14 protein-coding genes are annotated in these 12,893 nt (G+C 72.1%); 7 read left to right on the top strand and 7 right to left on the bottom strand.

Going from position 1 to position 12,893, the window contains the following annotated elements:
- The first annotated feature begins 110 nt into the window (after positions 1 to 110).
- Entirely contained in the window at positions 111 to 251 is a 141-nt protein-coding gene (locus AC4IHM_RS27885) for an SCO1431 family membrane protein (protein ID WP_490869725.1), read from the top strand.
- Positions 252 to 333: 82 nt separating this feature from the next.
- On the top strand, positions 334 to 993 hold the full coding sequence (locus tag AC4IHM_RS27890; RefSeq protein WP_490869726.1) for a TetR/AcrR family transcriptional regulator: 660 nt from the start codon (positions 334 to 336) through the stop codon (positions 991 to 993).
- An 87-nt stretch (positions 994 to 1,080) separates the two neighbouring features.
- Here the strand turns inward: AC4IHM_RS27890 and AC4IHM_RS27895 are convergent, their stop codons facing one another.
- Entirely contained in the window at positions 1,081 to 2,325 is a 1,245-nt protein-coding gene (locus AC4IHM_RS27895; RefSeq protein WP_490869727.1) for a glycoside hydrolase family 18 protein, read from the bottom strand.
- Between the two features lie 359 nt (positions 2,326 to 2,684).
- Here AC4IHM_RS27895 and AC4IHM_RS27900 point away from each other — a divergent pair, with 359 nt between their 5' ends.
- Positions 2,685 to 3,857, top strand: coding sequence for an acyl-CoA dehydrogenase family protein (locus AC4IHM_RS27900; RefSeq protein WP_490869728.1), 1,173 nt, complete (start codon positions 2,685 to 2,687; stop codon positions 3,855 to 3,857).
- Here AC4IHM_RS27900 and AC4IHM_RS27905 read toward each other — a convergent pair.
- Both AC4IHM_RS27905 and AC4IHM_RS27910 read right to left on the bottom strand, forming a co-directional pair.
- Positions 3,820 to 4,101 (bottom strand): hypothetical protein, encoded by a 282-nt coding sequence (locus AC4IHM_RS27905; protein ID WP_490869729.1) that lies wholly within the window; start codon positions 4,099 to 4,101, stop codon positions 3,820 to 3,822. The two genes, AC4IHM_RS27900 and AC4IHM_RS27905, sit on opposite strands and share 38 nt — an antisense overlap.
- Positions 4,102 to 4,336: 235 nt before the next feature.
- Complete coding sequence (locus tag AC4IHM_RS27910; RefSeq protein ID WP_490869730.1) at positions 4,337 to 4,774, bottom strand: hypothetical protein; 438 nt, start codon at positions 4,772 to 4,774, stop codon at positions 4,337 to 4,339.
- Between the two features lie 267 nt (positions 4,775 to 5,041).
- Between AC4IHM_RS27910 and AC4IHM_RS27915 the strand changes: the two genes are divergently transcribed.
- The 4 genes from AC4IHM_RS27915 to fxsA all read left to right on the top strand — a co-directional run bounded on the left by AC4IHM_RS27915 (position 5,042) and on the right by fxsA (position 9,229).
- Entirely contained in the window at positions 5,042 to 5,482 is a 441-nt protein-coding gene (locus tag AC4IHM_RS27915; protein WP_030867874.1) for an Lrp/AsnC family transcriptional regulator, read from the top strand.
- 100 nt (positions 5,483 to 5,582) lie between these two features.
- Positions 5,583 to 7,187 (top strand): amidohydrolase, encoded by a 1,605-nt coding sequence (locus AC4IHM_RS27920; protein ID WP_490869731.1) that lies wholly within the window; start codon positions 5,583 to 5,585, stop codon positions 7,185 to 7,187.
- A gap of 526 nt (positions 7,188 to 7,713) precedes the next feature.
- Positions 7,714 to 8,610 (top strand): polyprenol monophosphomannose synthase, encoded by an 897-nt coding sequence (locus AC4IHM_RS27925; RefSeq protein WP_490869732.1) that lies wholly within the window; start codon positions 7,714 to 7,716, stop codon positions 8,608 to 8,610.
- Between the two features lie 46 nt (positions 8,611 to 8,656).
- Positions 8,657 to 9,229 carry an FxsA family membrane protein gene (fxsA, locus tag AC4IHM_RS27930; RefSeq protein ID WP_490869733.1) on the top strand — a complete coding sequence of 191 codons (573 nt, stop codon included), beginning with the start codon at positions 8,657 to 8,659 and terminating at the stop codon, positions 9,227 to 9,229.
- Between the two features lie 98 nt (positions 9,230 to 9,327).
- Here fxsA and AC4IHM_RS27935 read toward each other — a convergent pair whose 3' ends face one another.
- The 4 genes from AC4IHM_RS27935 to yczE all read right to left on the bottom strand — a co-directional run bounded on the left by AC4IHM_RS27935 (position 9,328) and on the right by yczE (position 12,834).
- Positions 9,328 to 9,702 carry an RNA polymerase-binding protein RbpA gene (locus tag AC4IHM_RS27935; protein ID WP_003977404.1) on the bottom strand — a complete coding sequence of 125 codons (375 nt, stop codon included), beginning with the start codon at positions 9,700 to 9,702 and terminating at the stop codon, positions 9,328 to 9,330.
- Between the two features lie 277 nt (positions 9,703 to 9,979).
- Positions 9,980 to 11,326 carry an MFS transporter gene (locus AC4IHM_RS27940; protein WP_490869734.1) on the bottom strand — a complete coding sequence of 449 codons (1,347 nt, stop codon included), beginning with the start codon at positions 11,324 to 11,326 and terminating at the stop codon, positions 9,980 to 9,982.
- A gap of 81 nt (positions 11,327 to 11,407) precedes the next feature.
- A complete protein-coding gene (locus tag AC4IHM_RS27945) occupies positions 11,408 to 12,175 on the bottom strand; it encodes a glycerophosphodiester phosphodiesterase family protein (protein WP_490869735.1) in 768 nt (255 codons plus the stop codon).
- Entirely contained in the window at positions 12,172 to 12,834 is a 663-nt protein-coding gene (yczE, locus tag AC4IHM_RS27950) for a membrane protein YczE (RefSeq protein WP_490869736.1), read from the bottom strand. The genes AC4IHM_RS27945 and yczE overlap by 4 nt, the downstream gene beginning before the upstream one ends.
- Positions 12,835 to 12,893: the final 59 nt, after the last annotated feature.

The following is a 12,893-nucleotide window of genomic DNA, read 5'->3' on the forward strand; positions in this document are numbered from 1 at the left end:
CGCTGTGACCGACATCTCGGCCGCGAAAGCCGCTCACGGTGGCAAGGTGGACAGGGTTACCGGGAGGGGAGCCGGGGGAGTCCGCCCAACGTCGAGATCAGCGAGATGCCATGACCGCACACACCGCCGCCGCAGCCCGTGCCCGCACCGGCGGACCCAAGGACGACGGCCCGAAGATCCTCGAACACGTCATGGGCTGGACCCTCGTCGTGGTGGTCGCGATGCTCGTGGTGCAGCTGGGTCTTCTATGACGTGATCCGCGAGTGACCTGTCCCACGTTTCGACCTGCCATACTGCGGATGTCCCGCTGCCCGTAGGAGACCAGGGTCGAAATTGAATATCAGTCAACAGCGTGCCGACGCCCGTCCCCGGGCGCGCGGCACCGAGCGCTCGCTCGCACGCCGCGCCGAACTCATCGCCATCGGGCGGAGGTTGTTCGCCGACACGTCGTACGACGCGCTCTCGATGGACGACATCGCCCGCCAGGCGCATGTCGCCAAGGGGCTGATCTACTACTACTTCCAGTCAAAACGGGGCTACTACCTGGCGATCATCCAGGACTCCGTCGCCGATCTCGTCACCACCGCCGCACGCGGCACCGAACTGCCGCAGGTGGACCGCGTCCACCGCACCATCGACGGCTATCTGCGCTACGCCGAGCACAACCAGGCCGCCTACCGCACGATCGTCAGCGGCGGGGTCGGCTTCGACGCGGAGGTGCACGCCATCCGGGACGGGGTGCGCGAGGCCATCGTCGCCACCATCGCCGAAGGGGCGTACGGCCGTTCAGAGATCGGACCGCTGGCCCGCATGGGCCTGCTCGCCTGGGTGTGCAGCGTCGAGGGCGCCACCCTGGACTGGATCGGCCGCCCCGCACTGCCCCGCGAGACCATGCGCGACCTGCTGGTGAGGTCGCTCGGCGGTACCCTGCGCGCCATCGAGGAGCTGGACCCCGCCTACCCGGCCCCGGCCCCCGCCCGCCGGGACACCTGACGAGGAAAGACACGACGGCGCAGGACGAGGAGGACGAGGGGGCGGAGGCCCGGTCGGCCTCCGCCCCACGTCCCCGCGTGCATCGGGTCAGTCGATCGCCCGGATCAGCTCACCGTCCGCGGTGTCGCCACTCAGCTCCCAGAGGAACGTGCCCCCCAGACCCTGCTCGTCCTTGTAGGCCATCTTGGTCGCGATGGTCTGCGGAGTGTCGTAACTCCACCAGTCGCTCCCGCACTTGGCGTACGCGGTGCCCGCCACCGTGCCGGTCGCCGGGCAACTGCCCTTCAGCACCTTGTAGTCCTCGATGCCGTCCTCGTACGTGCCCTTCGCCGGGCCGGTCGCGCTGCCGCCGGGCTCCGACTGGGTGACGCCGGTCCAGCCGCGGCCGTAGAAGCCGATGCCGAGCAGCAGCTTCGAGGACGGGACGCCGAGGCCCTTGAGCTTCGCGATCGTCGCCGACGTGTCGTAACCCTCCAACGGGATACCGGAGTAGGAGGTCAGCGGCGAGTGCGGCGCGGTCGGTCCTGTGGTGTCCCAGGCGCCGAAGAAGTCGTACGTCATCGGGTTGTACCAGTCGACGTACTCGGCGGCGCCCGCGTAGTCGGCGGCGTCGATCTTGCCGCCCGCCGTCGCGTCGGCCGGGATCGCCGCGGTGACCAGGTTCTCGGAGCCGAACTTGGCGCGCAGGGCGCTCATCAGCTTCGGGAACGCGTCCGGGTCGCTGGTGTCGCAGCTCAGGCCGCAGGCGCCCGGGTACTCCCAGTCGATGTCGATGCCGTCGAAGACATCGGCCCACTGCGAGTTCTCGACCAGGTCGTAGCAGGACTGGGCGAACGCCTCCGGGTCCTGTGCGGCCTCCGTGAAGCCGCCGGACCAGGTCCAGCCGCCGAAGGACCAAAGGATCTTGAGGTCGGGGTGCTTCTGCTTCAGCTTCAGCAGCTGGTTGAAGTTGCCGCGCAGCGGCTGGTCCCAGGTGTCGGCGACCCCGTCGACGGACTCGGCCTCGGTGTACGCGCGGTCGGTCGCCGCGTAGGCGTCGCCCATCGCGCACCTGCCGCCGGTGACGTTGCCGAACGCGTAGTTGATGTGGGTGAGTTCGGCGCCGGAACCGGAGGTCTCGATGTTCTTGACGTAGTACTGGCGGTCGTAGGTGCCCCATTCGGTGAAGTAACCGACGACCTTGGAGCCGGCCGCGGCCGAAGCGGGGGGCGCCTCGGGCGCGGCCGTGGCCGGGCCGGCGCCGGCCAGCAGTCCCGCGCCGAGGGCGGCGGAACACAGTGCGGCGAGGAGTGCCCGCACGGGGCGGACACGGGAGAGGTGCGGGACGTGCATCGGGTGTCTCCTCGTGGGGGGAAGAGGGAACGCGCGCCGATTGGCATGAACGCGGTGAGGCGTTCGGTCCGTCACCGTAGGAGGACTAGACCAGTGAGGTCAATGGTTCGGACCATTTTCGGCCCCCGGGCATCGGAATCCGGTCCGCCGGCACCGGTCGTGGCCCTTCCCCGAAGTAAGCGCTCGTTAACTGGTGACTCCATGCCTCCGATCGGGCATACTCACAGCGCACAGCCGCTGGTCAGCCGCTTCCGCGACCCGGGAGTGCGAGCATCGACCAGGCCCGAACGACCCGGCGGAACCGCCTCCACCCAAGGCTCGCGTCCGCCGATGTGCCCGACAGGGAGGAGAGCGTCGCCATGCCCGACCGCGCCCCGCAGCCGGTGGACCGGCAACTGCCCACGGACGAGGCCCGGGAGCTGATCTCGCTCGTCCGCGACATCGCGCAGCGTGAGATCGCCCCGAACGCGGCCGAGGAGGAGGACGCCGGACGCTTCCCGCGCGAGGTCTTCGCCCTGCTCTCCGCGTCCGGACTGCTCGGCCTGCCCTACGACGCCCAGTTCGGCGGCGGCGAGCAGCCGTACGAGGTCTATCTGCAAGTGCTGGAGGAACTGGCCGCGGCCCGGCTCACCGTCGGCCTCGGCGTCAGCGTGCACACCCTCGCCTCCTACGCGCTCGCCGCCCACGGCACCAAGGAGCAGCAGCTCGAACACCTGCCCGCGATGCTCGGCGACGGTCTGCTCGGCGCCTACTGCCTCTCCGAACCCGCCTCCGGCTCGGACGCCGCCTCGCTGCGCACCAAGGCCGTGCGGGAGGGCGACGACTGGGTGATCACCGGCACCAAGGCGTGGATCACCCACGGCGGCATCGCCGACTTCTACACCGTCATGGCGCGCACGGGGGAGGAGGGGCCGCGCGGGATCACCGCCTTCCTGGTGCCCGGCGACGCCGAGGGGGTGAGCGCCGCGGTGCCGGAGAAGAAGATGGGCCTGAAGGGCTCGCCCACCGCGCAGGTCCACTTCGACGGCGTGCGGGTCCCCGACGCCCGCCGCCTCGGCGACGAGGGCCAGGGCTTCGCGATCGCCCTGTCCGCGCTGGAGTCCGGGCGGCTCGGCATCGCGGCCTGCGCGATCGGCGTGGCCCAGGCGGCGCTGGACGAGGCGTTGTCCTACGCCACCGAGCGGCGGCAGTTCGGCAAGCCGATCTCCGACTTCCAGGGGCTGCGCTTCATGCTCGCCGACATGGCCACCCAGATCGAGGCCGGCCGCGCGCTGTATCTGACGGCAGCGCGGTTGCGCGACGCCGGGCTGCCGTTCGCCAAGCAGGCCGCCATGGCCAAGCTGCACTGCACCGACACGGCCATGCGGGTCACCACCGACGCCGTGCAGATCCTCGGCGGCTACGGCTACACCGCGGACTTCCCGGCCGAGCGGTACATGCGCGAGGCCAAGGTGCTGCAGATCGTCGAGGGCACCAATCAGATCCAGCGGATGGTCATCGCCCGTCACCTCGCGGGTCCCGAGGAACGGTGAAGTCACCGGAGACGCGGAAGTCACCGGTGGTGAAGAAGTCCTCGAGGTCGCGCGGGGGTTCCGCGAGCCTGACCCACTCCGGGTCGTGGCGGCCGGGCAGGGTGCGGCCGCGGTCGGCCCAGGTCCGCATCAGCTCACGGTAGATCGGCGGGTCGGGGATCTGCGGGGCCGGTGGAACCGGCCCCGCGGGCACCGGGACGAACACGCGGCGCCGACTCCCGGCCGCCGAGTACGTGGTGGTCATACCAGGGCAACGCGGCAGAGGGCGGACAGGTCACCGGCCCGCCCAATCGGGCGTCAGTTCGTGGGCATCCACCGCCGGTCCGCCGTTGCCGCACCCGGTCCGGCATCCCGGCCCGCACGGGGCGGCATGTACCGGCCCGTGCCACGGCCTCCTGCGTGTCGTGGCACGGACGGGACTGCGGGAGCCGGGGGTGGGGCGATCGGGTGACGCCCCGGAAGGGGGGCGCCCGGGTGTCTCAGGCCGCTTCGTGCCGCATCGTCGGCATCCGCATCGGGCGCGAGCCCGGACCGCCGACGTGGGAGAAGGGCTGGGTCCGCCAGTCGAGGCTCCCCGGGAGCGTCAACAGCAGGGCGGTGTCCTGCTCGTGGGGCTTGGACGACTCGTCCGCGGAGCGGGCCTCGGTGGCCCGGCGGCCGGTGCCGGCGCAGACCGTGAGCCCGAACGGGTTCCACGGCGAGGCGCACAGCGCGTGCTCCGGCAGGACCTCCTCGTCCGCCAGCAGTGCGATGGGCTGCGCGCAGTCCGGGCAGATCACCCGGTACATCTCGAAGGTGTCGTAGGCGTCGAGTTCCTCGTCGTCGAAGGCGTCGGGTTCGACGCCCTCCGGTACGGGCTCGACGATCTGCTGCTGCCGCCTGGGTGCGGTACGACCAGGGCGCTTAAGACTCTGCATGGGATTCTCCCCCTCGGGCTGGGCCGTGAAGGCACTGCGGCCTCGACCACAGCAAGCACTTCCCGTCCCCCCTCCGGGGTAATCACGAGAGCATCACGGAGACTGTTCGAAGAGTGTGGTCTTCGTCACATGCCGTGCGCGGATGCCCCGTGCGACGGGTTTGTCCCCGCCCTGCCCCGGACCGACCCACCGTCACATCACGAACCGGGCATGACCTGGACCGCTCAGGTATCCGAGGAGTTCAGCCGCACTGTAGGTTCTTGCGTCATGGAGGAGCTGGACCGACAGATCGTGCAGCTGCTCGTCAAGGACGGGCGAATGAGCTACACAGACCTGGGCAAGGCCACGGGCCTGTCCACGTCGGCCGTGCACCAGCGGGTGCGGCGGCTGGAACAGCGGGGCGTCATCCGCGGTTACGCCGCGGTCGTCGACCCGGAAGCCGTCGGGCTGCCGATGACCGCCTTCATCTCGGTGAAACCGTTCGACCCCAGCGCCCCCGACGACATCGCGGACCGCCTGGCCGGCGTCCCCGAGATCGAGGCCTGCCACAGCGTGGCGGGCGACGAGAACTACATCCTCAAGGTGCGCGTGTCCACCCCGCACGAGCTGGAGGAACTGCTCGCCCGGGTGCGCTCCCTCGCCGGGGTGTCGACCCGGACCACCGTGGTGCTGTCCACGCCGTACGAGGCCCGGCCGCCGCGGATCTGACCGGCGGCCCCGGGCCCGGCGCCCCGAACGGCCCGCCCCGCCCCGCGAAAGGCCCGCCCCGGGCGCCGGGCGGTCCCCGCGAGGGGCGAGACTGGTGTCCATGAGCGAGTCCACCACCCCGTCCACGACCGTCCTGCTGCGCCGCGGCGAGGTCCACAGTCCCGCCGACCCCTTCGCGACGGCCATGGTCGTCGAACGCGGCCAGGTCGCCTGGGTCGGCTCCGAGGGCGCCGCGGACGCGTTCACGGACGGGGTGGACGAGGTGATCGACCTGGACGGCGCGCTGGTCACCCCGGCGTTCACCGACGCACATGTGCACACCACGGCCACGGGCCTCGCCCGCACCGGCCTGGACCTGTCCGACGCCCCCACGCGCGAGCGCGCCCTCGCCCTCGTACGGGACTTCGCCGCGGCCCGCCCGCACGACCGCGTCCTCCTCGGCCACGGCTGGGACGCCTCCCGCTGGCCCGACGGCCTGCCGCCGACCCGCGCCGAACTGGACGAGGCCACCGGCGGACGGCCCCTCTACCTCAGCCGTATCGACGTCCACTCGGCCGTCGTCACCACCGCCCTGCTCGACCTGGTGCCCGGTGACACCGCCCGCGAGGACGGCCCGCTCACCGGCGACGCCCACCACGCCGTACGCGCCACCGCCCTCGCGGCCGTCACCCCCGCCCAGCGCACCGAGGCCCAGCGCGCCGCCCTCGCGCACGCCGCCTCGCTCGGCATCGGAACCGTTCACGAATGCGCAGGCCCGGAGATCTCCTCCGAGGACGACTTCACCGGCCTGCTGCGCCTGGCGGCCGGGGGGCACGGGCCCCGGGTGATCGGCTACTGGGCCGAGCAGAACGTCGACAAGGCCCGGGAACTGGGCGCGGCCGGAGCCGCCGGCGACCTCTTCGCCGACGGCGCCCTCGGCTCGCACACCGCCTGCCTGCACCGGCCCTACGCCGACGCCGGCCACACCGGCACCGCCCACCTGGACGCCGCCGCCGTCGCCGCGCACGTCGTCGCCTGCACCGAGGCCGGTCTCCAGGCGGGCTTCCACGCCATCGGAGACGCCGCCGTGACCACCGTCGTGGAGGGCGTGCGCGCCGCCGCCGACAAGCTCGGCCCCGCCCGCCTCCGCGCCGCCCGGCACCGCGTCGAGCACGCCGAGATGCTCACCCCCGAGACCGTGGCGGCCTTCGCCGAACTGGGCCTGACCGCCTCCGTCCAGCCGGCCTTCGACGCGCTCTGGGGCGGTACGGACGGCATGTACGCGCGGCGGCTCGGCGTCGAGCGGGCCCGCACCCTCAATCCCTTCGCGGCCCTGCTGCGCGCCGGTGTCCCGCTCGCCTTCGGCTCCGACAGCCCGGTCACGCCCCTCGACCCCTGGGGCACCGTCCGCGCCGCGGCCTTCCACCGCACGCCGGAGCACCGCGTCTCCGTGCGGGCGGCGTTCACCGCGCACACGCGCGGCGGCTGGCGGGCGGTCGGACGCGACGACGCGGGCGTCCTGGTGCCGGGCGCGCCCGCGGACTACGCCGTGTGGCGCACCGGCGAACTCGTGGTCCAGGCCCCCGACGACCGGGTGGCCCGCTGGTCGACCGACCCCCGCTCCGGCACCCCCGGCCTGCCCGATCTGACTCCGGGCCGGGACCTGCCCGTCTGTCTGCGCACCGTGGTGGGCGGCCGCACGGTCTTCGTACGGCCGGGCGAGTGATCTCGACGGCCGACGGGGCGATGATCTTCGCCCGGCCACGACCTGCGCGTCCTCCGCGCTGACCTGGGCATTGAGGAGAAAGCCGCAGGTCGAACGGCTGTTGACAGGCGACTGCGGGGGGCCGGTAGGTTCGGCCGAGTCCACCACCGGACGCCCGACCGGGGAATCTTCCGCGCACGTGTCGCGGCGCCGCTGAGTCAGGGACGCTGCCCCGCACCGGGGCAGCGCCACTGGGAGCCAGGCTCAGCGCTCGCACCGCGACGAGGGAACGTTCCGGCCGGTCGGGAGGTGTGACCCGGGTGGGGCCCGGACGCTCAGTAGACAACGGCTTTCGGTCGATCCGCAGCCAGCGGGTCCCAGGTCGGCCCGAAGGGCGCCGGGCCCCCATCCGCCGTACGAACGGCCTTAATCGGCCATCCCTGCCCCGGCCCCGGGGAAACGACCCCACCGCCCGCACGTCCCGTCATGTCGCCGCAGGCCGCGGCCATTATGGTGGTGCCCTGTGTACGGACACGAAGGGGCAGTGGTGAACGACGGCGACGGGACGCCCGCGGCAGCGGAGCGCGGGAGGCGGTTCGGCCCCCTGGGCACGGCCCTGGTGATCATCCCGACCTACAACGAGGCGGAGAACGTCAAGGCGATCGTCGAGCGCGTGCGCGAGGCGGTCCCCGAGGCGCACGTTCTCGTGGCCGACGACAACAGCCCCGACGGCACCGGCAAGATCGCCGACGAACTGGCCGTCGGGGACGACCACGTCCAGGTCATGCACCGCAAGGGCAAGGAGGGCCTCGGCGCCGCCTATCTCGCGGGCTTCCGCTGGGGCCTGGAGCACGGTTACGGCGTGCTGATCGAGATGGACGCCGACGGCTCCCACCAGCCCGAGGAACTGCCCCGCCTGCTCACCGCCCTCAAGGGTGCCGACCTGGTGCTCGGCTCCCGGTGGGTGCCCGGCGGCCGGGTGGTCAACTGGCCCAAGTCCCGCGAGTTCATCTCCCGGGGCGGCAGCATGTACTCGCGGCTGGCGCTGGACCTGCCGCTGCGCGACGTCACCGGCGGCTACCGCGCCTTCCGCCGCGAGACCCTGGAGGGGCTCGGCCTGGACGAGGTCTCCTCCCAGGGCTACTGCTTCCAGGTGGACCTCGCCCGCCGGGCGATCAAGGCCGGGTACCACGTCGTCGAGGTGCCGATCACGTTCGTCGAGCGCGAACTCGGCGACTCCAAGATGAGCCGCGACATCCTCGTGGAGGCGCTCTGGCGGGTCACCACGTGGGGGGTGGGGGAGCGGGTCGGCAAGGTCCTGGGCCGCGACCGGCAGCCCGACAGGACGCCCGGTGAGCCGAGCGGCGGCACGCCCGACTCGCCGGTCGGCGAGCCGGCCGCGACGGGCGACAAGTCGACACAGGCGTCGGACAGGAACGCCTGATCATCCCCTTATGCCGCGCTGAGCCGGAGCCAGGCACACTGGGAGTATGACGACTGGCGCTCAGACCCCCAGGCCCCCCGCCCGGCCTCCGCGCTCCCGGCTGCGCACCTTCCTGCCGCTGGGCTTCGCCGCGTGGCTCGTACTGGAGATCTGGCTGCTGACCGTGGTCGCGGGGGCCTCCAGCGGCCTCGTGGTCTTCCTGCTGCTGGTCGCGGGCGTGGTCCTCGGCTCCCTGGTGATCAAGCGGGCGGGCCGCCGGGCCTTCCGCAATCTCACGGAGACCCTGCAACAGCAGCAGTCCGGCGGCGAGCCCGAGACCCGCGCCAACAGCGAGGGCAACGGCCTGATGATGCTGGGCGGGCTGCTGCTGATCCTCCCCGGCCTGATCTCCGACGCGCTGGGCCTGCTCATGCTGCTGCCCCCGGTGCAGAAGGCCGTGAGCCGCTACGCGGAGCGGACGGTGCGGCGCAAGCTCGGCGAGGCCGGTCCGGGCACCCTGGGCGACGCCTTCCGCCAGGCCCGCATGCACCGCCCGGACGGCAAGGTCGTCCAGGGCGAGGTCATACGCGACGACCCGGACGACGCCCCGCAGGACCCCCGCCCTCCGCTGACCCGCTGACCCGGAAGCGGGCACGGACACCCCAAAACCGCGGGTGCCGTACGTGAAGCTCACGTACGGCACCCGCGGTGTTCGGTTGTGCTGCCTACGGTTTCCCGCTACGCACTCTTGCGGCTGTCTCGCGGATGTACCGCGATGTTCATCGCGCCGGAGCGCAGAACGGCCAGCCGCTCCTCAAGGACCTCTTCGAGTTCCTCGCGGGTGCGCCGTTCCATCAGCATGTCCCAGTGTGTACGCGCGGGCTTGGCCTTCTTTTCCTCGGGGCCGTCGCCGTCCACCAGGAGTGCCTGGGCTCCACAGACCTTGCACTCCCACTCCGGCGGGATCTCCGCCTCGACCGAGAAGGGCATTTCGAACCGATGCCCCTTCTCGCATGCGTACTCCACGGCCTGGCGCGGGGCCAGGTCGATGCCGCGGTCCGTCTCGTAGCTGGTCACCACGAGGCGCGTGCCGCGAAGAGCTCGCTCACTCATGAATCGTGCCTCCCGGGCTTGTCGCCCACAGGACAGGTGTCGCTGTCGTCGTCATCCGGTCAACGTCCGGGCGGCGGTAAAGATTCCCGTTCCGACTCCCGATCCGGGCCCTGCGTCGCCGTCGCAGCCGCAGCCTTGCAACCAGTGCAGTACCCGCCGACGTCCGGTTTGTCACCTCCACTGACGGATGTGACAAAGCGTTTCGGCGCCTTTGACGCGCAGTAACGGTACGCCTGGCAGGCCAAACGCGTACACTACAGCCCTTTCGCGCCGAGTGCTAAATCCTTTCGGGCACCGGGTTGCCCGCGTCGCGGATCGCACGCCCCACCGGGACCCGCGCGAGCAGCCCGAAACCGATGACGAAGAAGGCCACCAGCGAGATGATCGCGTCCCGGTAGCTCCCGGTCAGCTGGTAGGTGAGCCCGAACAGCAGCGGCCCGAGCCAGCTCATCCCGCGGTCGCTCATCTCGTACGCCGAGAAGTACTCCGCCTCCTTGCCCCGCGGGACCAGGTGCGAGAACAGGGAGCGGGACAGCGCCTGGCTGCCGCCCAGCACGAGGCCGATCCCGGAGGCCAGCACGAAGAACCACACCGGCGCCCCGGCCGGCAGGAAGTACCCGGCCGCGAGCGTCAGCGTCCAGGCGACCAGCGACCCGAGGATCGTGCGCTTCGCCCCGTACGTCCTGGCCAGCCGGCCCAGCGCCAGCGCGCCCGCCACCGCCAGCACCTGGACCAGCAGTACGGCCACGATGAGCGTGGACTGTCCGAGGCCCAGTTCCTCGGATCCGTAGACCGAGGCCTGGGAGATCACCGTCTGGATGCCGTCGTTGTAGACCAGGTACGCCAGCAGGAAGGCCAGGGTCAGCGGACGGCGGCGCATGTCGCGGACGGTCACCGCGAGCTGCCGGAACCCGGGTAGGGCCGCCTCCCGCGCGGGGACGCGGCGGTCGCGCAGCCGGCGCAGCGGGATGAGCGCGAAGGCGCCCCACCACAGCCCCGCCGACGCGAGGCACACGCGGACCGCGGCGCTCTCGGTCAGCCCGAAGGAGTCGTGGGCCGTGTAGAGGACCAGATTCGCGATCAGCACCAGGGCCCCGGCCGCGTATCCGAAGGCCCAGCCGCGCGAGGAGACCGCGTCGCGTTCCTCGGGCGGGGCGATCTGGGGCAGGTAGGAGTTGTACAGCATCATCGCCACGGACTGCGCGGCATTGGCGACGACCAGGAGCAGGCCGCCCAGCAGATAGCGGTCGCCGTCGAGGAAGAACATGGCGGTCGTGGCCGCGGCCCCGGTGTACGCCGCGGCGGCCAGCAGCGGCTTCTTGCGGCCCGAGCGGTCGGCGGCGGCCCCCACCAGGGGCATCACCAGCACCGCGAGGATCACCGACAGGGACACCGAGTACGCGAAGAACGAGCCGGCGCGCACCGGTATGCCCAAGGGGTGGACGTAGCCGTCCGCGTCCGCCGCCGCCTTGGCCACCGACGTCAGATAGGGCCCCAGGAACACGGTGACCACGCTCGTCGAGTAGACCGAGCACGCCCAGTCGTAGTAGTACCAGCCGCGCTGTTCTCGCCGCCGGTCGTCGGCCCCGTCGGCCGCGTCCGTCCGCAGGGTTTCGGTGCCCACCCGTGCCCTCGCCTCCCCGTGAGCGCGCGACGCCCCGGCGGGCCCGGCCGCGGTCCCGGACGGTCCGAGTCTCGGACGGTCTCAGACCCAGACGCCGCGGTCCTCCATGACCTTGCGCAGTGTGTCGATGTGATCGGTCATGATGCCATCCACTCCCAGGTCCAGGAGCCGGTGCATGCGGCCGGGATCGTTCACCGTCCAGACGTGCACCTGGAGCCCGCGCGCGTGGGCGGCGCGCACGAAGCGGCGGTCCACCACCGGGACGCCCGACTGCGCCTCGGGCACCTGTGCCGCCACCGCCGAGCGGCGCACCGCGGCCGGCACGCCCCAGGAGCGCAGCCGCAGACCGAGGACGCCGCGGGTGCCGTACGAGGTGGCCAGGCGCGGGCCCGCCAGCCGCTGGGCGCGGACCACGCGGGCCTCGGAGAAGGAGCCGACGCAGATCCGGTCCCAGGCGTCGGTCCGCTCGATCAGGTCCAGCAGCGGCAGCAGCGCGGGCTCCGCCTTCACGTCGATGTTCCAGCGCACCCCGGGGAAGGCCTCCAGGAGTTCCTCGAAGAGCGGGACCGGTTCGGCGCCCGCCACGCGCGCGTGGCGCACGTCCTCCCACGGCAGGTCGGCGATCCGCCCGGCCCCGTCGGTCACCCGGTCCAGGGTCGGGTCGTGGAAGGCGACGAGCTTCCCGTCCCGCGTGGCGTGCACATCGGTCTCGATGTACCGGTAGCCCGCCTCGACCGCGCGCCGGAACTGGCGCAGCGTGTTCTCCAGGCCGTCCGCCGCGCCGCCCCGGTGGGCGAAGGCGATCGGACCGGGATGGTCCAGGTAGGGATGGCGTATCGGGGTGGTCACCGACGCAGTATCGCGCGCCGAGGCCGACCGGCGGCAACCACCGTGCTGCCGCCGGGTGCCGGGGGAACGGCGAACAGGCGCAGGAACACCTGGGCGAGCGGACCGATCGACAGGGCGTACAGCAGGGTTCCGACACCGACGGTGCCGCCGAGGGCGAAGCCGGTCGCCACGACGGTGATCTCGACGGCCGTGCGCACCAGGCGCACGGACAGCCCCGTGCGCTGGTTCAGCCCGGTCATCAGGCCGTCGCGCGGGCCGGGACCGAACCGGGCCGCGATGTACAGTCCGGTCGCCGCCCCGTTGAGGACGATCCCCGCCACCAGCACGGCGATGCGCGGCCCCGGGCCCTGGGCTTCGGGGACCAGGGACAGGGCCACGTCCATCGCGGCCCCGATCACCAGCACGTTGGAGACCGTGCCGAGGCCCGGTCGCTGGCGCAGCGGGATCCACAGCAGCAGTACCGCCGCGCCCACGGCGGTCAGCACCACGCCCATCGACAGACCGGTGTGCGCCGCGAGGCCCTGGTGCAGCACGTTCCACGGCTCAAGGCCGAGCCCCGACCTGACCAGCAGCGCCGAACTCGCGCCGTACAGCACGAGGCCGCCGTAGAGCTGTGCCAGTCGCCGTACGAGATGCCGCTGCCCCGATCGCGTGGACAAGATGGTCCCCCTCTGTGGTGGTAGTGGCCTGCCACATGACACCCTGTGGCTTGAGAAGC

It is taken from the genome of Streptomyces sp. SL06 (assembly GCF_058244745.1).

Coding starts and splice junctions, on each gene's coding strand:
- AC4IHM_RS27915 (WP_030867874.1), top strand. CDS start 5,042: ATGGAGGAGCTGGACCGACAGATCGTGCAGCTGCTCGTCAAGGACGGG.
- AC4IHM_RS27885 (WP_490869725.1), top strand. CDS start 111: ATGACCGCACACACCGCCGCCGCAGCCCGTGCCCGCACCGGCGGACCC.
- AC4IHM_RS27920 (WP_490869731.1), top strand. CDS start 5,583: ATGAGCGAGTCCACCACCCCGTCCACGACCGTCCTGCTGCGCCGCGGC.
- AC4IHM_RS27935 (WP_003977404.1), bottom strand. CDS start 9,702: ATGAGTGAGCGAGCTCTTCGCGGCACGCGCCTCGTGGTGACCAGCTAC.
- fxsA (WP_490869733.1), top strand. CDS start 8,657: ATGACGACTGGCGCTCAGACCCCCAGGCCCCCCGCCCGGCCTCCGCGC.
- AC4IHM_RS27900 (WP_490869728.1), top strand. CDS start 2,685: ATGCCCGACCGCGCCCCGCAGCCGGTGGACCGGCAACTGCCCACGGAC.
- AC4IHM_RS27895 (WP_490869727.1), bottom strand. CDS start 2,325: ATGCACGTCCCGCACCTCTCCCGTGTCCGCCCCGTGCGGGCACTCCTC.
- AC4IHM_RS27905 (WP_490869729.1), bottom strand. CDS start 4,101: ATGACCACCACGTACTCGGCGGCCGGGAGTCGGCGCCGCGTGTTCGTC.
- AC4IHM_RS27910 (WP_490869730.1), bottom strand. CDS start 4,774: ATGCAGAGTCTTAAGCGCCCTGGTCGTACCGCACCCAGGCGGCAGCAG.